This is a genomic window from Natrinema altunense, from assembly GCF_000731985.1.
In the GTDB taxonomy this organism is placed as follows: domain Archaea; phylum Halobacteriota; class Halobacteria; order Halobacteriales; family Natrialbaceae; genus Natrinema; species Natrinema altunense.
Genome location: NZ_JNCS01000006.1, coordinates 67914 through 93001 on the forward strand (window position 1 = coordinate 67914; position 25088 = coordinate 93001).

Below are 25088 nucleotides of genomic sequence, written 5' to 3' on the forward strand. Positions count from 1 at the left end.
CGGCGTGGTGAAAACGCCGACCGCGGGCGGCGATCGCTCAGGCCTGTTCGATCGCGCGATCGAGGTCCGCGATCACATCGTCGATGTCCTCGATCCCCACCGAGAGGCGCACGAGGTCGTCGGTGACGCCGCTGGCCAGTTTCTCCTCCTCGGTGAGTTGCTGGTGGGTCGTGCTCGCGGGGTGGATGATCAGCGTCTTCGCGTCGCCGACGTTCGCCAGCAGGCTCGCGAGGGAGACCTCGTTACAGACCGTCTCCGCGGCGTCGTAGCCGCCCTCGAGTCCGAAGGTGATCATGCCGCCATAGCCGCCGTCGAGGTACTCCCGTGCGTTCTCGTGGGTCTCGTGGCTCTCGAGGCCGGGGTAGTTGACCCACGCCACCTTCGGGTGGTCGTCGAGGTACTCGGCCACGGCCATGGCGTTCTCGCAGTGTTTGTCCATTCGCAGCGGCAGCGACTCGAGTTTCTGGAGGGTGACCCAGGCGTCGAAGGGTGCCTGCTGGTTGCCCAGATCCCGCAGGCCGCGGGTGCGCGCGACGACGGCGAACGCCATGTCGCCGAACGTCTCGCGGAAGTTGATGCCGTGATAGGCCGGGTTCGGTTCGGTGATCTCGGGGTAGTCGCCGTCCTCCCAGGGGAAGGAACCGCCGTCGACTAAGATCCCGCCGACGGTCGAGCCCGCGCCGTGGAGCCACTTCGTCGTGGAGTTCCAGACCAGATCCGCGCCGTGGTCGAGGGGCCGGCAGAGATACGGCGTCGCGAAGGTGTTGTCGACGAACAGCGGCACGTCGCGGTCGTGGGCGATGTCGGCGATTCGCTCGATATCCGGCGTCACGAGCGCGGGGTTGCCGATCGTCTCGAGGTGGACGAAGGCGGTGTCGTCGTCGATGGCCTCGGCGTAGGCCTCGTAGTCGAGCGTGTCGACGAACGTGGTCTCGATGCCGCGCTTCTCGACGGTGTGTGTGAGGTAGGTGTAGGTGCCGCCGTACAGCGACGACGAGGAGACGATGTTGTCGCCGGCCTCCGCGAGGATGAACGTCGCGAGGTCGAACGCGGCCATCCCTGACGAGGTGGCGAGCGCTCCGACGCCCCCCTCGAGCGTCGCGATGCGCTCCTCTAACATCGCGTTCGTCGGGTTCATGATCCGCGAGTAGATGTTCCCCGTCTCCTCGAGGCCGAACAGGGCGGCTGCGTGGTCGGTGTCCTCGAACTCGTAGGAGGTGGTTTGATACAGGGGCGGCGCGCGAGCCCCCGTTGCCGAATCGGGGTCCTGCCCGGCGTGGATGCTGTTCGTGGCGAACTGATTCCCGTGCGAATCCGGATCGTCGCTCATACAGGGGGTATGAAACGGTGTACCGTAAAACTACTAGACGAACATATACGACGCAGTCGTTAGTTCAACCTGAGACGACTTGCGTCGGAAGTGGCTGGAAGCGCGTCCCAACCCCTAGAGGACGCTGACGAGGCCGAGGCTCTCGAGCAACAGCCAGCAGACGAACGCCGCGTACAGTCCCAGCAACACCCACGCTTCGCGTCGGGAAAGCGCCATTCCGGTTCGGGAAATCGCGAAGAACGAGACGGTCGCCAGGACGAGAAAGCCCATCATCGGGACGATGTGGGCGAAGTTGATCGGCAGCGAGCCGGCCACGAGGACGCCGACCGGGACGGCGACGAGCAGGTCGAAAGTGTTGCTTCCGAGGACGTTCGCCAGCGTCACCGTCGGCCGATCGGCCCGCGCGGCCGTCAGACTGACGAACGTATCGGGCAGGCTCGAGCCGGCGGCGACGACGGTCATTCCCCAGAGGAACGACGGCGTTCCGAAGGCGTCGCCGAGGCCGATCGCCGATCGGACGAGCGCCTCGACGCCGACGACGATGAGCACCAGCCCGGCGATGAACCGACCCCACGTCCGGGCGAGCGCGATCGACGTATCGGCCGTCTCGTCGGCGTCGGCGGCGTCGAGGTACTGCGTGAACAGGTAGAGGCCGTACAGCGCGATGGGGAATAGGGCGAGCGGCCGCGAGACCTCCCCCCCGATGCGGACGCCGACCGGATCGGCAGGATTGTAGATCACCGCGAGCGAGAACGTCAACAGCAACGATGCGACCGCGAGCATGTAAAACAGCGACTCCTTGTAGACCAGTTCGCGCGTCGTATCGATCCCGCCGCCGACGAGTACCGCGAGCCCGGGAATCACGAGGAGGTTGAACGTCGCCGAGCCGACGATCGAACCCACGCCGAGTTCGAACTCCTGGTGTAGCAGCGTCGCGAGCAACACGCTCGCCAGTTCCGGAGCACTCGAGCCCACGGCGGCGATCACGGCACCCTGTACGACCGCCGGCAGCCCGTACGCGACCGCGAGTCCGTTCGCCGACTCCTCGAGCCAGGAACTCCCGTTCCAGACGATTCCCGTTCCGATGGCTGCCATGAGAAGCAGCGTGAGGACCTCGAGCACGACCGCCCGTTCTCACGGGGATCGAATAAAACGCCCGACAGAAGTCCGGGTCGCGTCCCGGGCGACGGTCCGCGTTCCCGTGAGGCCGTTACGCCGCGATCGTCGTTCGGTCCATGGCGGTAGCTCCGGTTTCGTCGGTCACCGTGAGGGCCACGTCGTACTCGGTGCCGGCACCGTGTTTCACCGTCTCGGTGAGCGACCCGTCGGCGGACTCTCCGGCGACGGACGCCGTCTCGCTGGCGACGACTCGCCCGTTCCCGTCACGGATCGTGACGGCGACCGACGAGAGATCCCCGTCCGCGTCGCTGACCTGCCAGTCGACGGCGAGGTCAGCGTGTGGGTTCGGCGAACTATTATCGCTCCCCGAGAGCGCGTCGACGGTCGGCTCGTGGGTCGCGGCGTCGGTGGTCAGCGTCGCCGTCGCTCCCGTCTCGGTGACGCCGTCGGCGCGGACGACGGCGCGGTACTCGTAGTCGGTCCCGGACGCGAGGCCAGTGAGCGAGGCGTCGAACGTCCCGGAAGCGGGCAGCGTCTCGCCGTCGGTCTCGTGCCACGTACTCGCGCCTGCGTTGCGATACTGGATGGCGACTGTCGCCGCGTCGGCACCGCCGAGAGCGACCAGCTCGCCGGCGACCGTCGCCGATTCCTCGCCAACGCTGACGACGCTGCCGGTCTCGACGACGGGATCGGCGACCGTCTCGACCGTTTCGATCGCACCGACGGCCGAATCGCCGTCGGCCGCCTCGCCGACGATGCGGAACTCGTAGTTCGTTCCTGGCTCGAGGCCGTCGACGGTCGTCCTGACTCGGCCCGCGGAACCGCTGTCGACCGCCTCGGTCGTCATCCAGTCGGTGGTACCGAGTCGTCGGTACTCGAACCGGGCGGTCGCCGTGGCCGCGTCGCCGACGGCGACGATCTCACCGGTCAGGGTCGCGTTCGTTTCCGTCACGTCCGTCGCCGTCCCGGTCTCGACGGCGAATCGAGACGCCGTCGTGAACCGCTCGTACCCGGTCGACAGCCCGTGTTCCCGGTCAGTCCGTACGTGCGACGTGAACTCGTACTCGGTTCCGGGCTCGAGACCGGTCACCTGCCGGGTTGCTGGGCCGGTCGCGTTGACCGTCCGCGTCGGCGTCTCGGTCCACTCCGAGAGCGGTTCGGAGTCGGCGGTCGGACTGTACGAGAACCACACCTCGGCTGACGGCTCGCCGCCGAGATCGGTCACGTTCGTGCCGAGCGTCGCCTCGGTTTCCCCGACGGCCGTCGCACCCGTCGTCGTCGCTTCCGGTCGATCGGCCGGGGTTTCGATCGTTCGGGCTTCACCGCGGTCGACGCCCACCGCCGTCTCCGCGACGGCGCGGTACGCGTACACCGTGCCGGGCTCGAGACCGGTCAGATCCGCCCTGAACGCGCCCGTCGAGCCCGTCGATTCGGCCGCTGTGGTCGACCACGCGTCGCTCGAGTCGTTTTGGCGGTATTCGAATCGGACGGTCGCGTTCGTCGCGTCGCCGAGAGCGGTGAGGTTCCCAGCGACGATGACGGCGGAATCGTTGAGCACGTCGGCCCAGGTGGTATCGACCGACGGCGCTCCTTCAGTCGCCGAGTCGGTCGCCGCCGCAGCCGTCGCAGTTCCCATGGCGGGGACGACTGCAGCGGTCAGTACGAGGACGGCGACGAGACACGTCCACGATCCCGTTCGAACGTCGGCTGAATCAATAGCAGTTCGCATGCGGAATTTCGTTCAAACTCACGTAGTAATAACGTTGCCATGGACTGAGACTGAATCGAACGAGTACGTCGAAAACCGCGGCGTCCCGACCGCGCCGGACGGTTAGCGGGCCCGTGCGAGCAGGGCCACAACGGCGGCGAGCGCGACGAGTGCGGTCCCGCCCGCGAAACCGGGAACCGAGTCCGAACTCGAGTCGTCATCCGAGTCACCGGCGCCGGTGCCGCCACCCCCCGCGGTCGCTGATGGGGAGTCCGCCGTCCCGTCGTCGACGGTGAGCGTCCCCGCCTCGAGCGCCGGTTCGATGCGGGACCCGCCGTCGGCGTCGATCTGCAGGTCCGTTATCTCGAGGGTCGTCGAACCGGTATCCGGCCCGGTCACTGCGACCGTCGCGAGCGTGACGTCGGTGGCACCGGGCGTCACCGCATCGGTGAGATCGGCGGCCTCGACGGTCACCGACTGCCCGTCGTCGCTCACGATCGGGTCCGACGTCTTCCCGTACGTGTCGGGGTAGCTGGCGTTCGAGATCGTCGCGCCGTCGGTCGATAGCTCGAGGGTGATCTCGAAGCCGGCGAGCCCGTTCGGGGCGTCGGTGAGCGCGAGGCGATGGGTCGCGGTCCCCCCGGGTTCGACGGTCGCGTCAGCGACGACGAGGCTGCTGTCGGCCGCCGAGGTGGTCGTGGCCCCAGTCACGAGGGTCGATCCGCCGCCCGCAGTTGCCACCGCGATCCCCGGGCTGGCCGCCGCACCGACCGCGAGGGCGACGACGACCGCGACGATCGTCCGCCGCCACGGTCGCCCCCGGCGATCCACCTCGTTCGTCCGCGTTCGCGCCACGGGTTCCGAATCGGCGTCGTAGCGGTCCATCGGTCACTGCTCGTCGTACAGTTCGTCGATGTCGTCGTAGTCGATGCGACCGTTGTCGTTGAAGTCGTAGGCGTCGGCGTTGAGCGTGACCGAGTCGTCCTCGATGTGTTCGAAGAGGAGGGTCACGTCGTCGTAGTCCAGCCGCCCGTTCCCGTTGAGGTCCTCGAAGCGCCCGTCGCCGTCGGGGTCGGTCGGTGCCCCGCCGCCGGTGCCGCCACCGCCGATCGGCGGCGGGCCAGTGACGACCACGCCGGGCCGCGGGTGGGCTTCGATCGCGGTGCCCTCGTCGTCGTCCAAGGCTTGTACGTCGGTCACGATGTCGGTCGTCCCGCTACCGACGCCCTCGATCTCGACGGTCGCCAGCGTGACATCCATCGCGCCGGGTTCGATCTCGTCTTCGATGTCGGCGAACTGGAACTCGACCGTCGATCCGTCGTCGCTGATCGTCGGATCCGTGGTGAGTTCGAGCGCGTCGTGATAGCTCGCGCCCGTGATCTCGGCGACGTCGGTGTGCTCGAGGGTGACGGAGGTGTGCCCGCCGGCGAGGCCGTCCGGAACCGACGAGAGCGTCAGTTCGGCTTCGCCGGTCGCCTCCTGACTGACCGCGACGGAGTCCACGTGCAGCGACGTCGGCGGTTCGTAGACCCACAGCGCGTCGTTGGTGTACGACCGGCCGAAGTTGCCCTTATCCTCACAGAGGAGGACCCGACCGTCCTTGAGGACCAACACGTTGTCCACGTTGATCGGTGCGGCGTCGACGATCGATTCGCGGTCGGTCGCGTCGGGGCCGACGACCACCGGCTCGAGCGTCGAGATGTCGTAGTCGGACTCGAGTTCGGCGCGGTAGACGACGCCGCCGTCGACCCGCTCCATTCGGACAGCACCCTCGTCGTCGGCCATCCCGTCGTTGAGTTCCGAAATGCCGACGTAGAGGAAATCGCCCGGCTTGGCGTCGTCGAGCGAGTCGATCCCCTCCGCCTTGCGGAACTCGATGCTGGCACCGATCTCCTTCGCCGCGGCGCGCGTCTCGAGGAACGGGACCCGGCGCAGCTCCTCGTCGACGCCGTCGGGACCGCGCTCCTCGTACTGCGTCGCCCACTCGAGGATCTCCGCGTCGGTGATGTAGTCCCGATTGCCGTTGATCGCGACTTCCTCGTCGGCCTCCGCCAGTGCGGTCTCGAGGTCCGCCTGCCAGTCGGTTTCGGCGTGGGTCTCGAGGTAATCGATCTGCGTCACGTCGTCGTAGTCGGCGATCCAGGACGCGACCTCGGCGTTGCTCGCGGTGCCGAGTGCCAGCCACTCGATCTCGAGGTCGACCTCGGCCGGCGGCTCGTTCGCTGCGGCGTCGTCGTTCGTGACGCGGGCGGCGTACAGGGTCCCGCGGACGTCCATCCGGTCGTCGTAGCTCGGGATCGGCTCCTCGGCGACGAACTTGTAGAGCCCCTTGCTCGAGCCGTCGGAGGCGAGGTAGACGGTCCGCTCGTCGGGCATGAACTCGGGACACTCGAAGGCGGCCCGGCCCATGACGTAGTGTTTGACCGGGATCGGCTCCTCGCTGGTCGGCTCGGTGATCTCGACGATATGGCCGTACCGATAGCGGTTGGGATACCCATCGCCGACCGGCTCCGTCGTGTTTGTGGTGCCGTCCTGATCGACCGGCTCCGCGCCGAGGTAGTAGGCCTGCATCTCGACGCCGCCCAGGGCCCACGTCCCCTGCGGGTACCAACTCTCCTCGAACAGGTCGTCGAGTGCGCCCTCGATCGCGGTCGGGTTCGGCCGGTTCCAGAACGCCGCCCCACCGCGGAGCCCGACGCCGCTTTCCGCGTCGACCATGTCGCTGACCGTCGCCGACCCCGACACGCGCGGGTGGCTGTAATCCTCCTCCGAGGACATCGGCGTCTCCCAAGGGCTCAGATCGCCGTAACAGTTGATCCGCGTGCCGCCGAGTTCGCGGAACGCCGGTTGGTTCTCGAGGTTCATCGCGGCCTCGTGGTCGGCGGTCCAGCCGTCCGCACCGCGGCTGAGCGGCGTGCGCGTGATGCTTCCGGGGCTCGTCTCGTTATTGGTGAACAGGTACCCCTCGAGTCCCTCGTCGTCGGTCGGGACGAAGAAGTTCATGTCCGGGTTGGTGCCGACGTCGCCGTATCGGCTCCCGGCGAACTCGGCGATATCGGTCCCGTCGGGCGTCTCGGGGTGGCCCCACTTCGCGTCGCCGCCGTCGATCGGATCGCCCTCCTGGACGAGAATGTCGTACTCGCCGCCGGCCACCTGAACGCGTCCCTGTGCCGCCTTCGACCGCGGGGCCTCGAGTTCGTCGAACTCGTCGTTTTGGCCGTTGAAGTCGAACCGATGACCGTCGAGAACGCCGACCGCGGCCGTGTCGTAGGGCGACGGATTGTCCCGGCTCGGGTGCTGGAGGCTGAACAGCACTTCGCCGTTCTCGAACACGAACGGGCCGGTGACCTCGGCCCCGCGAGCCGTGGTCGCGAGCCGTTTGAGATCCCCACGTACCGTCGGTGCCCCTGGCGTGTCGGTGTCCGCCGCACTCGCCGTCCCGAGCGCTCCTATCCCGATCGCGGCCGCCGCCGACGATGCCATCAGCTTCCGCCTGGTGAATTCATCCATGCGATCGGTTCAAGCTACCGCCACGAAGTTATATTTTATAATACGTATATCGAGAAGAATATTGGGGTTAGAGGGGTATCGAGGGCTCCTAGAAAAACGAACGATATGTGCGATACATACACAGACGTTGCCCCTTCAAACGGACCGGGACGACGGCGACACGACGATCCCCCAGCCCGATTCGAAACGCGTCTCCGGCCGATCGGTCGTCGAGAAAAGTGCGGGCGGTTCGAGAGCGAGTCGACGCGTCGCGGCCTACTCGAGGTCGCGTTCTGCGACTTGCGACCGGACCTCCGTGGCGCGGTCGCGGACCCACGTACAGTATCGCTCGATGTCTTCCGGCGTCGTCCCGTAGAACGAGGCGACCCAGTTGACATCCGCCCACGGGCAGGTCACGAGGTATGCGGCGAGGGTGTCTTTGCCGGCCTGCACGACCTCCGGCGGGACGCCGCGGCTGCCCGTGTTCTCCTCGACGAAGCCGTTGACGTCGAAGTAGACGTCCGCGTAGAGACGGGCGTCCTCGAGATCGTCGAACGCGATTTCGGTGTGGTTCGGTGCCTCGAATCGGTAGCGGGACTCGTCGCCCGCGTCACTCTCGACGATCCGGACGCCGAGGACATATCCCTCGACGACCGAGTCGTCCGTCTCGGGGGTGGGAGTGGACTGGGACATGACGAAGGTGTCGTGTCCCATCTCTCGTGTTGTCTCCTTGAATGTTCGTATGTGGTGTATATAGCGCTCGAGACCGGTCCGTTCCGCTCCGATCGGTTCGCGACGCGACTCACTGCGACCGGTCCGCGTCCGCAGCCGTCGATCGGTCGGCTCGTGTCCCATCGGCCGGCTGCTCCGCCGACGAAGGCGTAGGCGTCGAGGGCGACGTGGGGCAAAAACAGGACCGCCGAGAGGTTGAGTTGGGGGGACCGGACCGAGTTCGAACAGCCAAACGAGCAAGGCGACGCCCGGCGACAGCGTACTGAGACCGACCGCGAGCGCCTCCGTCCGGTAGAGCGGGCCGTAGCTGACGACCGTATCGAACAGCAACAGGGTCCCCGAAACCGCGAAGATGGCCCCGACCATGAGCGCGAAGAAGGCCCACGCATTGAGTTCGTAGGCGACCGCCGCTGCGCCGAAGACCGGCTCGAGCCGGAACCCAGTCCAGACGAGTTCGTGGAGGGGATTCGTGACGATCAGGACCGTCGTCACCGCGGGGACGAGCGCAAGCAGTCCGAACCACGGTGTCTTGACGAGGGCCCCGCGGCCGGTGTACGAGAGGCCGAAGGCCAGAAACGGGACGCCGGTTCAGACGATGGCGACCCAGGTCAGAGCTTCGAATGCCCAGCGAAGCGTCGGGTCGAACACGAGCAAGCCGCCGCTGTAGGCGAAACACCACACGCCTGCGCGACGAGCGTCAGCAGCAACCAATTGGCGCTCGGGATCCCGCGATGCTCGCGGAGATACCAGAGCAAGAGGAGCGTGCTGATCCCCGAGAGGATCGACCCGGCCGCCGGCCACGGAATGCTCCCCATATTACTCGAGAGTGCAAGTACACCGACTGCGATGTTGTGGCCCGTTCGACTGACGATAGTATGGGACTCAGTGATAGTATTCCTTTTTCGAGGCGATGTACACCATCACGCCGAGCAACACGGTCACGACGAGGTTTCCCTGACCGTACCAATGCAGCCCGATCAGGCCGTACAGGGCGAGTGACCACGCCCATGCCCACGGTTTGAGAGCCCAGAGACCGAACGCGACGATTATCTGTCCGACCGAGAGGACGAGACTCAGCAAACCGGTGATGGTAGCTACCCCCGCCGGCCTGACGATAGCGGAACCGAGACCCGCTGTACTGATGGTACTCAGACCGACGATTACGCGAACCAGACCGAAAAATATCGTACTGGCCGCAAGGAGAACAGTAACGACGCAGAGGATTTTGATGCCGAGCGGTGCCGTCTCGTCCCGTGACGGTCTCGTCGTCTCTGCCGATACCGGGCCGGATGTCATAAGCGTACAGCAACTGTCTGTTACTGCACAATATATTTTCATACAGGTGGACGGAGTGGGTCTCGAGACCGATGACCCCTTCGTGGAACGCTCACCGCTGGGAGCTGGCGCCGCGTTCCACCTCACTCGAGCAGCGATTCCCCGGTCATCTCCGGCGGTTGCTCGAGGTCGATCACCTCGAGGATCGTCGGCGCGATGTCCGCGAGCGTCCCGCCCTCGCGGACCGTCCGGCCGCCGCTGGTTCCGGTCGGGTCCAGATAGACCAGCGGGACCTCGTTGTACGTGTGCGCCGTGTGGGGGTTCTCCTCGGTCCCCATGTCGTCGGCGTTGCCGTGGTCCGCCGTAATGAGGACGTGCGCGCCGGCGGCCTCGAGCGCCTCGACGAGTCGGCCGAGTTGCGCGTCGACGGCTTCGACGGCCTCGATCGCGGCCTCGTAGTCGCCGGTGTGACCGACCATGTCCGGGTTGGCGTAGTTGAGCACGAGCACGTCGGGGTCGTCCGACTCGATCGTCTCGATCGCCGTGTCGGTCACCGCGGGCGCGCTCATCTCGGGTTGCAGGTCGTAGGTCGGCACGTCGGGACTCTCGACGATCGTTCGGATCTCGCCGTCGAACTCGACCTCGCGGCCGCCGTTGAGGAAGTAGGTGACGTGGGCGTACTTCTCGGATTCGGCGATCCGAAGCTGCGTTCGGCCGGCGTCGGCGAGTACCTCGCCGAGCACCTGCTCGGGCTGGTTCGGCGGGTAGGCCACGGGGAGGTCGAACGTCTTGTCGTACTGGGTCATCATCACGACCTCGGCGTCCGGCGGGCTAGTCGCGAACTCGTCGGCCCAGTCTTCGGGCCGAATATCGGCGAGCAGCCGGGTCAGCTGGCGGGCCCGGTCGGAGCGGAAGTTGAACCAGACGACCGCGTCGCCGTCCTCGAGTGCGGGCTGGTCCCGCACCAGGGTCGGTTCGACGAACTCGTCGGTACTGTCGCGGTCGTATGACTGCTCGACCGCATCGACCGCGGTATCGGCGGTCCACTCGGCCGCGCGGTCCACGATGGCGTCGTAGGCCCGCTTCGTCCGGTCCCAGTTCTGGTCGCGATCCATCGCGTAGTACCGGCCCGAGACCGTCGCCACGTCGCCGGTGCCGTGGTCGGCGACGACGTCCTCGAGCGTCGAGAGATACTCCCGGCCGCCGGTCGGGGACGTATCGCGGCCGTCGGTGATCGCGTGGGTGACGGCCTCGACGCCGCGGTCGGCCGCCAGTTCGATCAGCGCGTGCAGGTGTTCCTGATCCGAGTGGACCCCGCCGTCGCTGACGAGGCCAACGAAGTGCACGCGCCCGTCGTTCTCGGTGGCCCGATCGAAGGCGGCGTTGATCGCGTCGTTGTCCCGGAAGGAGCCGTCCGCGATCGAGTCCGAGATGCGCGTATACTCCTGATAGACGACCCGTCCGGCACCGATGTTGAGGTGGCCGACCTCGCTGTTGCCCATCTGGCCGTCCGGCAGGCCGACGCGCCGGCCCGCGACCTCGAGCCGACCGTACGCTCCCGCGTCCGCGAGGCGGTCGAAGACCGGCGTATCGGCTGCCTGAACCGCATCTCTGCCGCCGTCACCGAGCCCCCAGCCGTCGAGGACGATCAGCGCAGCTTCCATACGTACTCGGTTTCCAGCGCGGCCTAACTAGCTGTCGTTGTTCGCAAGACTGGATCCCCAATTCCGGTCCACATCACCCCGGCTCGAGTACGGAGAAAGGCGGGGCTTTCGACTGTCGTTACTCGCGTTGGATGAACTCGCCCGAACAGTCGTACTCGTGCAGTTCGTACGTGGTAATATCCGATTCCTCGTACGGGGCAGCCGTATCGGTCTGGCCGTAGATAGTGAGTCGCTCGACGCCCGTCTCGTGGGTGGCGTTCCAGCGACCACACAGGTAATTCGCGAAGTACGAGCGATGGTTCTCGTTGTCGGCGAAGCGCATGTTTTTGATATACTTTCGCCACCGGGCGCTTTCGTAGGTTTGATCGACCGAGGGTGGTCTCTTCCAGTGGACATCCGTGTCACGGTAGACATCAGTTTTCGTACCGTCCTCGAGTTTGCCCGGCACAACGAGCCACTTGGCCCGCCAGATCGGATCCGGAGCGAACATCTTCCAGCTCTGTTCGGCCTGTACGGTCTCGAGGACCTCTTCGCCGCGATCGGGCATATCGTCGTATCCGACTGATCCGGCGCTCGAGAGAACGACGAGGAAGAGAAAGAGTCCGGGCAAGATCGTCGAGAACAGGACTCGACCGGAGTTCGTGACCGCGGTCAGTCGGGACAGCGCTGGCCGAATCGACGGGGACTGTGGGACCGGAAGCGTCGGAATATCTCGCTGCAGTCGCGTTACCCCGCCCCGGAGTTGCGATGCAATCCCGGCTCGAGTTGCGAGCGCGTCCAGCCAGTTCCAGAAGACGGGCGGATAGAACGGAAGAAGTGCGGTAACGGCGACCAGTGGGAAGATGCCGACCCGAATCGTGACGAGCATTCCGAGGTGCATGCCGACGAAAAGCGAGGCGAACATCGCCCGTCGGCGCCCCATCAGGATAACGAGCAAGGGCGAGAGCAGAATGAGACCCACCCAAAGGTAGGTGAACACGCGCAACAGGAGTATCTGATCCGCGATGACGTTGCCGAGCAGGATCGTAAACTGATCGGCGCGAAAGGTCTTGGCGATCGCATCGCCAGCCATCCATGAATCGCCTCTATATTTGTGGATGGCGTTGCTTGCGTACATGAGTAGCGGCTGCAGAAGGACGGCCATCGTTCCGACCGACGCCACCGTCGTACGGTCTCGGTTAGTCCGACGGGCATCGATCGCCCAGCGTTCCCCGAGAGGGAGGAAGATCGCCCAGAAGAGCAGCATCCGAAAGAGGGCGTCGCCCCCGTTGAGGACCATCGGATTCCGGGTATGCAACGAGAGCAACAGCAGCCACGAAACCAGCGTCGCCAGCCGGGTCCGGTAGCCGACGACCATCGCGAAGGCGAAACAGCCGGCGACGACAAACAGGACCGCCTGTACCCACGCCTCGCCGGAAATCGCGTGGAGGGAGTAGACCGACGAGTAGTCCGAGAACAGCGCCTCGAGCGGGAGGACCCCGTCGTCAGTGTAGAACGCCGTGAGGTGCCGCGACCGGAGCAGAAGATCGACGATCACCAGCGTTCCGAGCGCGATACGGAACGCGGCGAGCGCTCGCAGGTCGATCTCGAATCGGCGGACGAACGACTCCGAGGCGGTATCGAGTGCGGTCAGTAACCGATTCCGTCCGTTCGTGAGGAGGGCTCGAGTCATCGTACACTCTATATTGATTCGCTTCTCCCGCTTTCGTATCAAACGCCATAAGCTTGTTGTAAGCTGAAGTGTTTATTTTACCGACTTCCTCCATCCCGACCGAAGCCGAAAAACGAGCGATCGTCGACCGAAGCGGTAGTCACAGTGTGTACGGACGAAGCGCACTCCAAAACCCGTGGTTTATCCGTCTCCTACCGCTCTCTCGATGGCTCAGTGCGACGGCTGGGTCGCGTCCCCGTCGTATTCGAAGGTCGCGCCGCAGTCGCCGCAGACTGTTTCCTTCCCGGGTTTGACTCGCTGTGCAAACACCGCACCGCAGTCCTCACAGATCATAAAGAGACGATGTTCCGGCGCGATGCCGGCCTCGAACTCCGCGTGGATCCAGGCGTCGGCAGTGCCCTCCTCGTAGAGGGTCACTCCGGAACTGGTCCGTCGCCAATTGATCGCACGGTCGTCGCGGGCGGTTACGGCCGATTCTCGCTCGGACATCGGGATACTCCGACTCTCGGCGCGACCATACATACGTTTTCTGATAGAATTTTACCCGCCCTCGAGTTAATCGCGTCGTTCCGGCGACCACTGGCTTTTTGCGGGTCGGGTCGGTGACCCCAGGTATGACCCTCGATCCGGTCCACTTCGACGGGATTGCGCGGCTCGCGAGGCGGATCGACCACGGGACCGACGAGCGCGACCGGCGCGCGTTCGCCGAAACCGTCTGGGAGTCGTTTCTCGATCCCCTGCGCCACGACGGGCGACCGGTTCTCGAGCCGCTCGAGGAGCAGGCGCGACGGCTCGTCGACTGCGAGGGAGTCGCCCTGCGCGATCGCGAGTTCCCGAGCGAACACGGCCTGGACGCGGGGACGATCAACCCGACGACGTTCAAAAACGGGCTGGTCGTCGACATCGCACAGGCAGCCATGAGCGCGACCCCGACAGACCTGGATCTCCACCGGTCGCGGACGACCGTGATGACGGTCCACTCGAACGACGAGACGATGATGGTCGACGAGACCTGGGGCACGTTCGACGCGGGCTACAGCCGGAGCCGCGCGGTCAAGATCCCGCCGCTGCCCCGGTTCGCCGAGGGGGTCGTCCACGCGCTGGCGCTGTACCTCGCCGAGAGCAAACACGCCCGCGATCACGCCGACGCGGTCTCGGACCTGCTCGTCCTCGACGGTCCGCTCTATCCGCGGGGGCTGTTGCGCTGGGCCGACCAACATCCCGACCTCGCCGATTTCCTGCTCGAGGACCCCCGGCCGACGACGGTGCTGGAGAACTACGTGCGGTTAGTCGAGGACTTCGTCGAACGCGACGTTCCGCTCGTCGGCTTCGTCAAAAACCCCGCGACGCGCGTACTCACGCGGACGTTGAAGTCGAAGCGAGACGTCGACATCAGCGTGCCCTGGAGCGACGACTCGGCGCTGTTCACCCGCTTGCTCGAGCGCGGCGAGTACGTCGACGACGTCGACGGCGAGCGCTGGGAGCGGGATACGTCGTCGCTCTCGTATACGAACTGGTTCCGCTCGCGGGGCGGCGTCGATCGACCGCTGTCGGCCGAGGGCGACGCGCTCGGCGTCGAGCGTCGCCTCGACCGCGAGGCCTACGAGGTCACGTTCTTCGTGATCTACGACCCCCGTGACGATCTGCTGTACCGGATCGAGGCCCCGTACGCGTTCACGAGGGACCCCGAACTCCGCGAGCAACTTACGATGCAACTGTTACAGGACGTCGCTATCGCCCACGGTCCGCCGACCATCGTCGCGAAAGCCGACGAACTCGCCCGGATCAGCAACTCGGAGAAGGCGTCGCTCCGCGAGACGCTCGAGGAGCGGTTCGACGCGGCCCAGGACCGGACCTACGACGACCATCGATGGGACGATCAGCCCTATTAGCGACGGTCTGTCCCGAGGTCGATTTTCGCGGGACGGTCGGTGTCGGCGCGAGCAACCCACGTGTCCCCGTCGGGAGCACGCGGCGGCCCCGCTCGACGTGATCCGAAGACGGCAACCGTTCCCGCTGGCTGCCCCTAGCCGTCGCTTTTTTCCACCTCGAGCGAAACGTCGTCGGGATCGATGCCGATCCGCGCGAACTGCGTTCGGACGTGCTCTTTGGCCCCCTCAAGAGCCTGTTCGCGGGTGTCGAAACCGCGCGGCATGGGCGACTCGAACGCGAGGTTGACCTCGCGACCGTCGACGAGTTGCGTCGTCCCGCCGCTGTCGACTTCGTAAAACTCGTCGCAGACCCAGACGTACGCGGCGTCTTCGTCGGGTGCACCGCTGAACGTGGGGGCTCGCTCACCCCGTTCGTACAGCGTCCCAGTGAGTTCCGTCCCGCCCGCACGACCGCGTACCATAAGCATACGCTATCGTACGTCTCGCGGACGCAAAAATGCCGTGGCATCGGCCAGCGAACGGCAATAGCGCACTCGATCAGTGCCGACGGGTGTGTCCGCCGCCTACCCGATCTCTCTCGGCCGCGGGGCTATCGCTCGATCACGCGAACTAGTTGAAAGGTTGAACTATATCGCCATCGAACGGGACATTCAACCGACCAGAACCGCGGAAGACGACGGCACACACGATCTCGCTGGTTCCGTTCGATCATTCTCAACCGGCATCGGAACTCGATTACTTCTCGCCATTTCCAAAACAAATCAGCCGCTTCCGTCGATTACGAGTGCCTCAGCGCGTTACGGAGGGATTATCGAAGTAACACTCTCATTTCCGGCCCAAATCGTTTTGGAAACGATCTTATCCCCGTTGCAGGGGTTGGTCAGTGTAATGAGTTCGGACGCTCACCTCGGCGGCAACATGCCCGATCCACTCGAAACCGTTCCGACGGAGTGTTACGAGATTCTTCGCCATCCTCGCCGACTTCGCGTTCTCGAGGTGCTCGGTTGTCGACAGACGCGACTCTCCTTATCTGAACTGACGACGGCACTGATCGACGAATCGACGGGCTCGAACGGCCACGCACGCCACGACGTTCGGACCTCTCTCGTTCACAACCACCTCCCGCGACTCGAAGACTACGACATCGTCGACTGGGACGACGACGGCGTCGCACTGGTCGACGAATCGCCGGTCCACCCCGCCGATCTCTCCGTGCTGCTCGACCTCTGTGAGAGCGAGAACGCCCGAACCCTGCTCGAGACGCTCGTCGACCCCGTTCGGATGCGGCTGCTCTCCGTTCTCGAGGCGGGCGATCGACCGCTCTCGATCGAGCACCTCGCCGAGCGACTCAGCGGTCACGAGAGCGACCCGTTCGCCGACGCCGAGCGCGCGACGGTGGCGCTCCACCACTCCCACCTGCCCGCGATGGCCGACATCGGCGTCATCAGCTACGAGCAGGAATCCCGTCTCGTCACGCGCTACGATCAGGTCGTCTCGATCGTCGAGTAGCCGTCGACCGTATCGGGCCGCCATCCGCCGACGCGATCCGTTCTCGGTGTCCCACCGTCAGTCCGGCTGTCTCCACCGGCGGCCGTGCGATCGGCGGCCGGTGGGCGTCCGCCACGATCGACAAACGGTAAGAGCGTGCCGTCCGTCAGTGGGAGACAACACGACATGACCGCCGCGAAATGCGACGACGGGACTCGCCCGCGCGACGGGTCGAGCGACCGCAACGTCGTTCGCGGCGGTCTCGCCGTCTTGTTCGTCTTCACCCTCTCGGTCGCGCCCGTCGCGGAGACGGTCGCCGCGATCGATCAGGTCGCGATCGTCTCGCCGGATCGAATGCAGGTCCAGGCTGCGCCCGGTGAGACGGTCGAAATCGACGTGACCCTCCGGAGTCAGGGCGGTCACGGCGGAGGCGGCATCGACGCGGTGACGCTCGTCGCCCAGTACCACCCCGACTACCTCGAGATCGAGGGCGTCGACCGCGGGTCGTGGCTCGACGGGTCCGATGCGACGATTCGCACCGCCGAGGTCCTCGCGGACGAGCGAGGCACCGCACTCCTCGAGCAGCGCCGCGAGCCGGCCGGTGACGGTGCGACCGGCGCGGGGACGATCGCGACGCTGACCGTCCGGGTCGCCGAGGACGCGCCGGCCGGGACGACGACGCTCTCGTTCGACGAGTCCGCGGTCGAGACCACCGGGGACTGGCCGATCGCCGTCGTCGACGACGCCGCGACGATCGCGATCGACGGCGGCACCGACCCGCTCGAGTCGTTCGACCATCCCGATCCCGACGAACTGGCGCGGGAGCCGACCCCCGCGAGCGAGGGCGGGAACGCATCGGCGGCGACCGACAGCAGCGAGCCGGTGCCGGGATTTACCGCCGGGCTCGCGATCACGGTTGTCACGCTGGGGACAGCGCTGTTAGTAGTCGCCGCTGACCGTCGCGGGCGATAAACAGTCCGTCCGACCGGAGGGAAACGCGTTTGTGGGACGGGCCGGATGGGGTTGGTATGAGCGATCTGGGCGACTTCGGCGATTTCGATGCCGATGCCGGTACTGACGACGGCTCGGCGGCCGACGCGGCGGGTTCGTCGCCGTCGTCGTCGGGTTCCGAGGGCACGACCGACGAGGGAACGGACGATTTCGACGCGACGACTGTCGAACCCAGCGGCGAGGACGCCGGTATCGGAACGATCTGCGTCTCCCAGGGGCTGCGGGTCGCCGAGGACGGGGACGAGACCACCCTCCGGGCCTACGTCACCCGCGGCAACCGGTCGTCGGTCCGCATCGGGAGCTACCTGCTCGCGCCCTATCCCGACGGCGAGACGCTGTTCTGTCGTATCACCGGCCTCGAGTACGCCCAGCAGTATCACGCCGACGACGCGACGGAGATTCACGCCCGACGGGCGATGCGGACCGACGAGATCGACGAGGCCGATTACAAGTTCGTCGCCGAACTCGAGCCCGTCGCCGTCCTCTACGAGGACAGCGCGGAGCGAAGCTCCGCGAGCGGCCGGACGCAGTCCGACGACGACGGCGAGTTGAAACGGCGGATGACCGATCGCGTGCCGAAACCGCAGACGGTGATCCGGCAGGCCGACGATACCGAGGAGATCAAGACCGGGCTGAAGATACCCGACGACGGGGTCTTTCTGGGTCACCTCTCGGTCGGCGGCGAGAAGGTCCGGACCGCCGCGTCGCCGCCAACGATCGATTACCGGCTGAAAGACGACTACGATGCGGGCGATCCGCTCGTCTTCCGGCACTCGCTGATCGCCGGCGGGACGGGGTCGGGGAAGACCCACGGCGCGAAGAACATCCTCCGTCAGTACCTCGCCGAGGAGCGAACCTATCCGATGGCCGATGGCCGCGAGGTCAGCCCCGCCGTCGTCCAGTTCGACCCGCAGGACGAGTACGCCCAGATGCACGACGACAACCCCGACTTGGACGGGGAGTTCGCGCGCCACCTCGAGCGCGAGGGGATCGCCTACGGCGGCCACGACGATACGACTGCCTTCATCCCGAAAGTGGGGTCGGCGTCGTACGCGGCGGGTCATCACCGCGCGGAACAGGTCGAGTTTACTATCCCCTTTTCGATGGTCCACGACAACCCGTGGCTGGTCGCGGGCAGCGGGTTGAACGACAACCAGTACGGCGCGCTCACGACCGTCCTCCTGCCGCGGTTCCGGAAGCAGTACGGCAACGGTGGAACGTACGAGGAGTTCACGACGTTTCTCGACGATCCGGCTCTGCGCGAGGAACTCGACGAGTCGGGGCGGGTCCACGAGGCGACCTTCGACGCCGTTCGGCGGCGCGTGCTCGGCTTCGGCCACGTCTTCGACCAGGACGCGCGTCCGATCACCGATCTCGTCCACGACTTCGTCCGCCCCGGCGGGTTGACCGTGGTGCCGACTTATCACATCACCGATAGCAGAGCGACCGAGACGATCGTCCTCGCGGTCTCCTCGCTGCTCATCGATCAGAAACTCTCGAACGATCCGGACTACGACCGAATCAAGGAGACCCCGCTCGTGCTGGGGATGGACGAGGCCCACAACTTCCTGACCGACGCCGATTCGGTTCAGGCGGGGAAGGTCATCACGAAATTCACCGAGGCCGCCAAGCAGGGCCGAAAGGAACGGCTCGGCCTCTTTCTCATCACGCAGGACCCACAGGACATCCACGACGCCGTCTTCAAACAGATCAACACCACCGTCGTGCTCAACCTCGGCGACGAGGACGCCATCAAGAGCGTGAACATCCCCAGCAACCTCGAGTCCAAAGTGCCCTACATGGAGAAAGGGCAGATGGTCGTCTACTCGCCCGACAACTCCGAGCCGGTGGAACTGATCGGGCTGCCGACGTGTCTGACTCGCCACGGGCGGGACTGAGTCGCTCGACGTTTCCGGAACCTTGTAGCCGCCGGACTGTGAAGAGTGATCGCTCACTACGGATGCGAACTGAACGCTGGTTCCCTCTCCACTACAAATATCGTTCGTGAAGTACCTCGGGGACAAGCCCCGAGGCACTCTCGCTGTATTTTTGTAGAACGATTTGAGTACAAAGGAGGGTGTCATAGAAGTCTTCTCATGGTGTTGATTACAGCAACCTCTACGGTGAATTGCCCGATAAGTGGGTCTGCATATGGAACACGATAGATTGAGCTACGGATTATCAGCAGTCTGAATAAAGGAATACACACAAATAGCGATACTAATGAAAAGCAGATAGGCTGTCCATGATTTGTCACCACTTATAATAGTCGCAACAGCAAGAACTGCAAACGCTAAGGCAACGATAGCCGAACGAATCGCACGAAGATGTGCTGTTAACATCAAATACTGGTCATCACCCATACATAATGTATATTATTTCTATAATATATGCCTTCTGTTAATAAAGGACAGAGTTAATTGCTACTTCGTTATTTGATTGGCCTGTACTTATGGAATCAGGGTACTCACATAGGTGGTGTGAGAGCCGTTCTATGACACCCTCTACAAAGGACAAGCAGCATCGTTCCGTGAGCTCTCCTCAAGATTCTTCAAGAGAGAACTGCGAACAATATTTAAGTATCTATGAGGAATGGTCAGAAACATGACACCTACTGGTGATTCGGATACCCCGGATGTTCGGTTCCGGATACGTCTTCTACGGGTGATCGTATCAATCGTCGTACTGACGGGAGTGACTGTTATTCTCGGGTATGGTGGTTGGATCGTTTTAACCATTACTGCGAAGGTTGCAGGGTACGATCCGGAAACAACAAACGGCGAACTTCTTCGGAATCGATTACTTGCATGGCCCGACCGCAATAGAGAGGTCATGCGCTCGGATGGGCGGGTCAAACTCCCGTTGAAACCATAACAAGTTGTGCAATGGCTCTTCTAGACCCAGGAGGCGAGGGTGAACGATTCCTACAAATATCGAGCGTCGCTCCGGGGCCTGCTTCATTTGTCTTGAACGCTACTTCACGATCACTTGTCCGACTCTGGGGCAACTCTCGGATGATGATTTCACTAGGTCCGATTCCGAAAGTGGCGTTACGTACGTGTGTGAAGCGAACGCTGACCCTTCGTACTCGTCGCCGCGCTCGTTTTCGGGATCCCACCGCTCCTGCCAGAGTTCGGTCACGCGGGACACCTCGTTGAGGTTGCGGTCTGGGGCCAGTTCGTCGCCGTTCGCGTCCTCGCGCAGTCCGTACTCGAGGGTGGCGTTCGAGAGGAGGTGCGTGTCGAGCATGTCCGTCTCCGTCCCCTCGAGCACGTCCTGATAGGGGTCTGGGAGGTCGGCGTGTAGTTTCCGATAATCGAGGGCCCAGATCGCGCCGTCGTGCTCCGTGTCGCCGCTCCGAGTCGCGAAGTACGCCGCGACGAGCGGCGAGAACGACCAGTCGAGGAGGCGGGTCGGAAGCCCGTAATGCTGGGCGATCGCGAGCAGGTGCCAGACCGAGCGCGGTGCATCGATCTCGCTTCTCGCATACTGGGGAAGTTCCGGAGCAACAGCGGCTCGAGGTGCCACTCCCCCGACTCGTCCGAAACGCCGCGGAACACGTACGGCGAGCGGTGGCGGCCGATGTCGCCCATCCACATTTCCTCGGCGATCAATCGCTGGAGTTCGGTCCACGTGTTGGCTCGCTGGACCGAGTCGGCGTGATCGGCGGTCATCGGGGCCCGCGGCCGCGTCGCACTCGGTCCCGGCTCGCTATCACGGTGGCCGGAGTACTCGCCGGGCAGTGAAAAGCGATTCTCACGTGCGGCGGTGACTGACCGGCGCTCGAGAGCGTTTTCGCGGCCGACCGGTCACGTCGACGCGAGCAGCGCCCGCTCGAAGAACGAGCGCACCGTCGCCGCGATTTCGTCGTGTTTCCCGAGGAAGAAGTGATCGCCAGCCAGTGCGTTCGTTTCGTCGCCGCGGTCTCGCGCGCGGTCGACCACCGGCTCCCAGTCGGCGGTCGTATCGCGCTCGCCGTAGAGGACGCACACCGGGACCTCGAGATCGGCGAGCGCCGCGGCGGCGTCGAGGTCGCCCTCGAGTCGCGCCGTCGGAGCGAGGGCGGCGACGGCGTCGGGGGGTGTCGCTGCCGACGCGAGCAGGCTCTCCGACGCGCCGAAACTGTAGCCGAAGACGCCGACCGGGAGCGAATCGGTGCCGTCGTACTCGTCGCGAGCCCACCGGATGGCGTTGCGAACGTCCGCCCGTTCGCCGTGACCCTCGTCCCACGACCCGTAATCGAAGCGCAGGCAGGCGATATCGGCCGCGACCAGGGCGTCGCTGACGGCGACGAGCCGCGGATCGCGTCTCGAGCCGCCGTGTTGGGGATGTGGCGGGCAGGCGACGACGACGGCCGCTGGGTTACCGTCCGGTTCCGAGAGCGTCCCGCGAACGTCGCGTCCGCCGGGGAGCAACACGTCCATGGTGGGCGTTTCCGCCGGTCGATAATCAAAGTCAGCCTCTGCAGGGAGCGAGCCGATCGATGAGGTTGGATAACAAATACTGGAGGGAGGACAATGCGTCAGCGGGGACGAATCGCGTGGAGAGCGTCGCGGATTCGGTCGGGTTACTCGGCGGTCTCGATTTCGTAGTCGCCGTCCTCGATATCGGTCACCTCGATATCGAGCGTCTCGAACACGACGAACGATCGTGTCACCGTCCGATTCTCGAGATCGACGGTCACCGATACTGACGCCGTCTCGACGTCCGGGGGTGCCAGTTCCACGGTTACCGTCTCCGGCCCGTCGCCGGTCGCGGCCGTGACGGTCGCGTTCAGTTCGTCGGGATCGTCGAACTGACTCTGGATGGTGTAGCTCGCGGCGTCGTCGGCACGGACGACCTCCTCGATCAGGTCACGGTCGGCATCGGTCACTAGACTCGTTTCGTCGGTGAACTCGAGGTCGACGGACTCGAGTGCCGGAAGGCCGCGTTTCACCGTCACCGTCTCCGCCGCTGGATCAACCACTGCGACCGCGCTGGGGAGTCGGTCGTCCGTCGGCGTGACGCGGACGGTCCTCGTGTCGGTAGGCGTAAACTCGCCGGTTTCCGCATCGAGTTCTCGGTCCTGTTTCACGTCCATCTCGATCGTTTCGGGGTCGTCGAAGTACCGCCGAACGTCCTCGCTCGCCCAGACGAGCGCCGCGAACTCCTCGGGATCGTGTTCCGAAAGCGACTCGCGGTGCTCGACTAGTGAAACGGTGACGCCGTCGAGTTCGACGCTCGTTTCCGTCTCGTTCGGGGTAGTGACTTCGACCGTCGTTCCGGCCACCGATTCGTTGGTCACGGCGTCGGCGGAAATCGTTTCGCTCGCGTTCCCAGAGAGCACGTAGGTTCCGTTCCCGTCGGCTTCGGTGTCGACGGTAACGGACTCGCTCTCGCTTACGTTTACGGTCAGTGCGCCGGAAACGGACAGGTTCTCGACGGATCCGGACGCGAGATCAACATCGGCGTCGACCGCCGACGAGTGTCCGTCGGACGCAGCGAGCGTGACACTCACCACGTCACCCTCGCGGTCGACGACGGACGCGTCGACGGCGTCCGGTTCGTCGAGCAGCGTCTTGATCTCCCACTCGATGTCGGGGTCGTCCAGCAGGAGTTCCGCGATCCGATCGCGCTCGTCGTCGGTCAATCGGTGCGTGCCCTCGCCGAATTCGATGTCGACGTCGTCGACCGAGTGGAAGCCCTGTTCAAGGCTGGCCGTGTCTTCGTCCAGGTCGACCGTCACGAACGCGTACGGGAGCCGCTCGTCGGCGGGCGAAACTTGGACCTGAACCGCGTCGTCGGCGGGGACGAACTCGCCGGCGTCCTCGTCGTAGGTCGTACGCTCGGAGACCTCGAACGTCAGGGCGTCGGGATCGTCGAAGTAGCTGCGCACGTTCTCGTTCTCCCAGACGAGGTGTGGGAGTCGATCGCGTTCGTCGGCGGTCAGCGCGTCCTGGTCGCCGAGTAGTTCGACGTCAGTATCGTCGAGTTGTGCGTGTCGGGTGTCGTCCGTGCCCGGCTCACCCGTGACGACGAGGACCCCCGCTGCGAGGGCCACGGTCGTCGCGAGTGCGAGCACGTACATCGCGTACTTGTAATCTCGTTTCATGGGGACCACGTTCGTGGACGGCGATCCGAGCGCCCCGATCGGGGCCGCACAACCGTCTCGGCCCGGGGCATCGGATCGCTCCGGTCGACCGTTGGGAGAAAGCCCATTTCAAACCCCGTTGGAAACGGCCGCGAAACGCGTTCGGAACGCGTTTCACGCGTGTTTCATCCCCGTTTCAGTCGTTCCAACTGATCTCGAACCGGAGTTTTCATAGTTCGGTACACGTGTCACCGGGACGATGGTCGCCGTCGATCCGGCTCGAGTCGTCCTGATCGCGTCCCTGCTCGTCCTCGGACTCAGCGTCGCCGCGTTCGCGAACGTCGCCGGCGTCACGTCGGCGATGACGACCGATACCGCCGGGACGTTCGCGGTCGACGACGGAGCGCTGACGTTCGCACGGGGCGATGGGACGGAGACGACGATCGTGACCGACGTCCGTGACCTCGAGCGCATCGAGATCACCGACGGCGACGGCGGGATCTCGGTGACGACGGAGCCCCGTGACATCCCGGCGTTGAGCGAGCACCACCGGCGACTCGCGAAGCGAACCGTCCTCTCGAACGAGACGATCGCCGACCGCTTGGCAACGACCGGCGGGGCGACCCTCACCGTACTGCCGATTCAGGCGGGCGAACTCCCCCGCGATCGGGCGGCGTTGGCCGCGGTCGATCCCGAACGGGATCGGAGAGCGCGGGCGGACGGGACCGGTGAGCCCGCGTTCGAGACGCGGTCGAACGGCTCGAACGGCGCGGTCATGGTCGCTCGGAACGCGTCGGCGATCCGCGACGATCGCGCGCTCGTGATCGTCGAGCCCGTCGGTACAAACGCGGCGTACCGGACCGTGGTCGATCTCGAATCGGAGTCCGTCGAACGCATGCTTCGGCTGGAGGTCGTCGCGGAGTGAGACGCCTCGAGACGCGTCCGAAGCGAACGCACACCGTCTCCGGCCGGTCCGCGCGACGACAAACCGATGATACTTAGATGCAAACACCTCGTCGTTGATCCATGTTCCCCCGAGCCCTCCGCGATACGCGATTCATCACGGCGACCGTCCTCGTGGCGTCGACGGTCGCCCTCGTCGGACAGCTCCTGAACCCGCCACAGCTCGTGGTCGCTTCGAGCGGCCCCGGTGGCGACGTGACCACGGTCGGCAGCTACTTCACGTATCGGGAAGTCGGCATCATCGCCGTGGCCGCGTGTCTCCTCGGCGCGAGCGGGACGGCCCTGCTACTGGACGGCCGATCAGACTCGAGTGCCGATCCCGATCGGGGGCGGGTCGCGACCGACGGGAGTTCTGCGGGTCGGGGAAGCGACGAACTCCTCGAGACACGGCGACGGGAGTGGGAGGAGCAAGCCGACGAGTTGGGGGCCACGGAACGCGTCGTCTACGAGGCGGTCCTCGACGCCGACGGCGTCCGACCGCAACGGGAGATCGTCGACGAGACCGACCTCTCGAAAGCGACCGTCAGCAGGACCCTCGATAGCCTCGAGAGCAAGGCCCTCGTCGAACGGAAGCGACGCGGAACCGGGAACGTCGTCATGCTCCTGTGAGCGACGCGGGGAGACCGACTGTTGCCGAAGTGATGTTTTTAAGGCCGGGGAACGATACGTAGCGAG

At 65.1% G+C, this 25088-nt stretch carries 21 protein-coding genes and 1 pseudogene; 6 read left to right on the forward strand and 16 right to left on the reverse strand.

Translation table 11 applies throughout. From position 1 onward, the window contains the following. Positions 1-37 precede the first annotated feature (37 nt). From ALTAJ2_RS12220 to ALTAJ2_RS12270, 11 genes and pseudogenes are all read right to left on the reverse strand, one after another. Positions 38-1330 (reverse strand): O-acetylhomoserine aminocarboxypropyltransferase/cysteine synthase family protein, encoded by a 1293-nt coding sequence (locus tag ALTAJ2_RS12220; RefSeq protein WP_007107867.1) that lies wholly within the window; start codon positions 1328-1330, stop codon positions 38-40. 114 nt (positions 1331-1444) lie between these two features. Next, complete coding sequence (locus ALTAJ2_RS12225) at positions 1445-2452, reverse strand: sodium:calcium antiporter (RefSeq protein ID WP_007107866.1); 1008 nt, start codon at positions 2450-2452, stop codon at positions 1445-1447. 88 nt (positions 2453-2540) lie between these two features. Further along, positions 2541-4178: a fibronectin type III domain-containing protein gene (locus ALTAJ2_RS12230; protein WP_007107865.1), complete on the reverse strand. Its 1638-nt coding sequence runs from the start codon at positions 4176-4178 to the stop codon at positions 2541-2543. 102 nt (positions 4179-4280) lie between these two features. Further along, positions 4281-5042: a hypothetical protein gene (locus ALTAJ2_RS12235; protein ID WP_007107864.1), complete on the reverse strand. Its 762-nt coding sequence runs from the start codon at positions 5040-5042 to the stop codon at positions 4281-4283. 3 nt (positions 5043-5045) lie between these two features. Beyond that, positions 5046-7667, reverse strand: coding sequence for an alkaline phosphatase PhoX (locus ALTAJ2_RS12240; protein WP_007107863.1), 2622 nt, complete (start codon positions 7665-7667; stop codon positions 5046-5048). 255 nt (positions 7668-7922) lie between these two features. Further along, complete coding sequence (locus ALTAJ2_RS12245; protein WP_049899693.1) at positions 7923-8339, reverse strand: hypothetical protein; 417 nt, start codon at positions 8337-8339, stop codon at positions 7923-7925. Between the two features lie 303 nt (positions 8340-8642). Beyond that, positions 8643-8951: pseudogene (locus ALTAJ2_RS20110) on the reverse strand (histidine kinase N-terminal 7TM domain-containing protein); the annotation flags it as partial. Between the two features lie 309 nt (positions 8952-9260). After that, positions 9261-9674, reverse strand: coding sequence for a hypothetical protein (locus ALTAJ2_RS12255; RefSeq protein WP_007107861.1), 414 nt, complete (start codon positions 9672-9674; stop codon positions 9261-9263). A 122-nt stretch (positions 9675-9796) separates the two neighbouring features. Further along, positions 9797-11317: a 2,3-bisphosphoglycerate-independent phosphoglycerate mutase gene (gene gpmI, locus ALTAJ2_RS12260; protein WP_007107860.1), complete on the reverse strand. Its 1521-nt coding sequence runs from the start codon at positions 11315-11317 to the stop codon at positions 9797-9799. A 118-nt stretch (positions 11318-11435) separates the two neighbouring features. Continuing rightward, entirely contained in the window at positions 11436-12989 is a 1554-nt protein-coding gene (locus ALTAJ2_RS12265; RefSeq protein WP_007107859.1) for an HTTM domain-containing protein, read from the reverse strand. Between the two features lie 210 nt (positions 12990-13199). Then, positions 13200-13478, reverse strand: a complete 279-nt coding sequence (locus tag ALTAJ2_RS12270) for a hypothetical protein (protein WP_081603318.1) — start codon at positions 13476-13478, stop codon at positions 13200-13202. A gap of 125 nt (positions 13479-13603) precedes the next feature. On the opposite strand from ALTAJ2_RS12270, the gene ALTAJ2_RS12275 reads away from it, so the two are divergent. Further along, on the forward strand, positions 13604-14881 hold the full coding sequence (locus ALTAJ2_RS12275) for a DNA double-strand break repair nuclease NurA (RefSeq protein WP_007107857.1): 1278 nt from the start codon (positions 13604-13606) through the stop codon (positions 14879-14881). A gap of 134 nt (positions 14882-15015) precedes the next feature. Here the strand turns inward: ALTAJ2_RS12275 and ALTAJ2_RS12280 are convergent, their stop codons facing one another. After that, a complete protein-coding gene (locus ALTAJ2_RS12280) occupies positions 15016-15348 on the reverse strand; it encodes a DUF7113 family protein (RefSeq protein WP_007107856.1) in 333 nt (110 codons plus the stop codon). 421 nt (positions 15349-15769) lie between these two features. On the opposite strand from ALTAJ2_RS12280, the gene ALTAJ2_RS12285 reads away from it, so the two are divergent. The 3 genes from ALTAJ2_RS12285 (at position 15770) to ALTAJ2_RS12300 (ending at position 19278) form a co-directional block, all read left to right on the forward strand. Continuing rightward, complete coding sequence (locus ALTAJ2_RS12285) at positions 15770-16390, forward strand: DUF7344 domain-containing protein (RefSeq protein WP_007107855.1); 621 nt, start codon at positions 15770-15772, stop codon at positions 16388-16390. Between the two features lie 165 nt (positions 16391-16555). Continuing rightward, entirely contained in the window at positions 16556-17341 is a 786-nt protein-coding gene (locus ALTAJ2_RS12295; RefSeq protein ID WP_007107853.1) for a cohesin domain-containing protein, read from the forward strand. Between the two features lie 56 nt (positions 17342-17397). Then, positions 17398-19278 (forward strand): ATP-binding protein, encoded by a 1881-nt coding sequence (locus ALTAJ2_RS12300; protein ID WP_007107852.1) that lies wholly within the window; start codon positions 17398-17400, stop codon positions 19276-19278. Between the two features lie 273 nt (positions 19279-19551). Here the strand turns inward: ALTAJ2_RS12300 and ALTAJ2_RS19205 are convergent, their stop codons facing one another. From ALTAJ2_RS19205 to ALTAJ2_RS12315, 4 genes are all read right to left on the reverse strand, one after another. Then, positions 19552-19743: a hypothetical protein gene (locus ALTAJ2_RS19205; protein ID WP_144240246.1), complete on the reverse strand. Its 192-nt coding sequence runs from the start codon at positions 19741-19743 to the stop codon at positions 19552-19554. Positions 19744-20353: 610 nt separating this feature from the next. After that, entirely contained in the window at positions 20354-20908 is a 555-nt protein-coding gene (locus tag ALTAJ2_RS12305; protein ID WP_007107851.1) for an FRG domain-containing protein, read from the reverse strand. A 281-nt stretch (positions 20909-21189) separates the two neighbouring features. After that, positions 21190-21804 carry an alpha/beta hydrolase gene (locus ALTAJ2_RS12310; protein WP_007107850.1) on the reverse strand — a complete coding sequence of 205 codons (615 nt, stop codon included), beginning with the start codon at positions 21802-21804 and terminating at the stop codon, positions 21190-21192. A gap of 143 nt (positions 21805-21947) precedes the next feature. Then, complete coding sequence (locus ALTAJ2_RS12315; RefSeq protein WP_007107849.1) at positions 21948-23471, reverse strand: hypothetical protein; 1524 nt, start codon at positions 23469-23471, stop codon at positions 21948-21950. A gap of 238 nt (positions 23472-23709) precedes the next feature. On the opposite strand from ALTAJ2_RS12315, the gene ALTAJ2_RS12320 reads away from it, so the two are divergent. Both ALTAJ2_RS12320 and ALTAJ2_RS12325 read left to right on the forward strand, forming a co-directional pair. Next, complete coding sequence (locus ALTAJ2_RS12320; protein WP_007107848.1) at positions 23710-24375, forward strand: hypothetical protein; 666 nt, start codon at positions 23710-23712, stop codon at positions 24373-24375. A 101-nt stretch (positions 24376-24476) separates the two neighbouring features. Further along, entirely contained in the window at positions 24477-25022 is a 546-nt protein-coding gene (locus ALTAJ2_RS12325) for a helix-turn-helix transcriptional regulator (protein WP_007107847.1), read from the forward strand. Positions 25023-25088: the final 66 nt, after the last annotated feature.

Coding starts and splice junctions, on each gene's coding strand:
- ALTAJ2_RS12220 (WP_007107867.1), bottom strand. CDS start 1,330: ATGAGCGACGATCCGGATTCGCACGGGAATCAGTTCGCCACGAACAGC.
- ALTAJ2_RS12230 (WP_007107865.1), bottom strand. CDS start 4,178: ATGCGAACTGCTATTGATTCAGCCGACGTTCGAACGGGATCGTGGACG.
- ALTAJ2_RS12235 (WP_007107864.1), bottom strand. CDS start 5,042: ATGGACCGCTACGACGCCGATTCGGAACCCGTGGCGCGAACGCGGACG.
- ALTAJ2_RS12240 (WP_007107863.1), bottom strand. CDS start 7,667: ATGGATGAATTCACCAGGCGGAAGCTGATGGCATCGTCGGCGGCGGCC.
- ALTAJ2_RS12245 (WP_049899693.1), bottom strand. CDS start 8,339: ATGTCCCAGTCCACTCCCACCCCCGAGACGGACGACTCGGTCGTCGAG.
- ALTAJ2_RS12255 (WP_007107861.1), bottom strand. CDS start 9,674: ATGACATCCGGCCCGGTATCGGCAGAGACGACGAGACCGTCACGGGAC.
- gpmI (WP_007107860.1), bottom strand. CDS start 11,317: ATGGAAGCTGCGCTGATCGTCCTCGACGGCTGGGGGCTCGGTGACGGC.
- ALTAJ2_RS12265 (WP_007107859.1), bottom strand. CDS start 12,989: ATGACTCGAGCCCTCCTCACGAACGGACGGAATCGGTTACTGACCGCA.
- ALTAJ2_RS12270 (WP_081603318.1), bottom strand. CDS start 13,478: ATGTCCGAGCGAGAATCGGCCGTAACCGCCCGCGACGACCGTGCGATC.
- ALTAJ2_RS12275 (WP_007107857.1), top strand. CDS start 13,604: ATGACCCTCGATCCGGTCCACTTCGACGGGATTGCGCGGCTCGCGAGG.
- ALTAJ2_RS12280 (WP_007107856.1), bottom strand. CDS start 15,348: ATGCTTATGGTACGCGGTCGTGCGGGCGGGACGGAACTCACTGGGACG.
- ALTAJ2_RS12285 (WP_007107855.1), top strand. CDS start 15,770: ATGAGTTCGGACGCTCACCTCGGCGGCAACATGCCCGATCCACTCGAA.
- ALTAJ2_RS12295 (WP_007107853.1), top strand. CDS start 16,556: ATGACCGCCGCGAAATGCGACGACGGGACTCGCCCGCGCGACGGGTCG.
- ALTAJ2_RS12300 (WP_007107852.1), top strand. CDS start 17,398: ATGAGCGATCTGGGCGACTTCGGCGATTTCGATGCCGATGCCGGTACT.
- ALTAJ2_RS19205 (WP_144240246.1), bottom strand. CDS start 19,743: ATGGGTGATGACCAGTATTTGATGTTAACAGCACATCTTCGTGCGATT.
- ALTAJ2_RS12310 (WP_007107850.1), bottom strand. CDS start 21,804: ATGGACGTGTTGCTCCCCGGCGGACGCGACGTTCGCGGGACGCTCTCG.
- ALTAJ2_RS12315 (WP_007107849.1), bottom strand. CDS start 23,471: ATGAAACGAGATTACAAGTACGCGATGTACGTGCTCGCACTCGCGACG.
- ALTAJ2_RS12320 (WP_007107848.1), top strand. CDS start 23,710: ATGGTCGCCGTCGATCCGGCTCGAGTCGTCCTGATCGCGTCCCTGCTC.
- ALTAJ2_RS12325 (WP_007107847.1), top strand. CDS start 24,477: ATGTTCCCCCGAGCCCTCCGCGATACGCGATTCATCACGGCGACCGTC.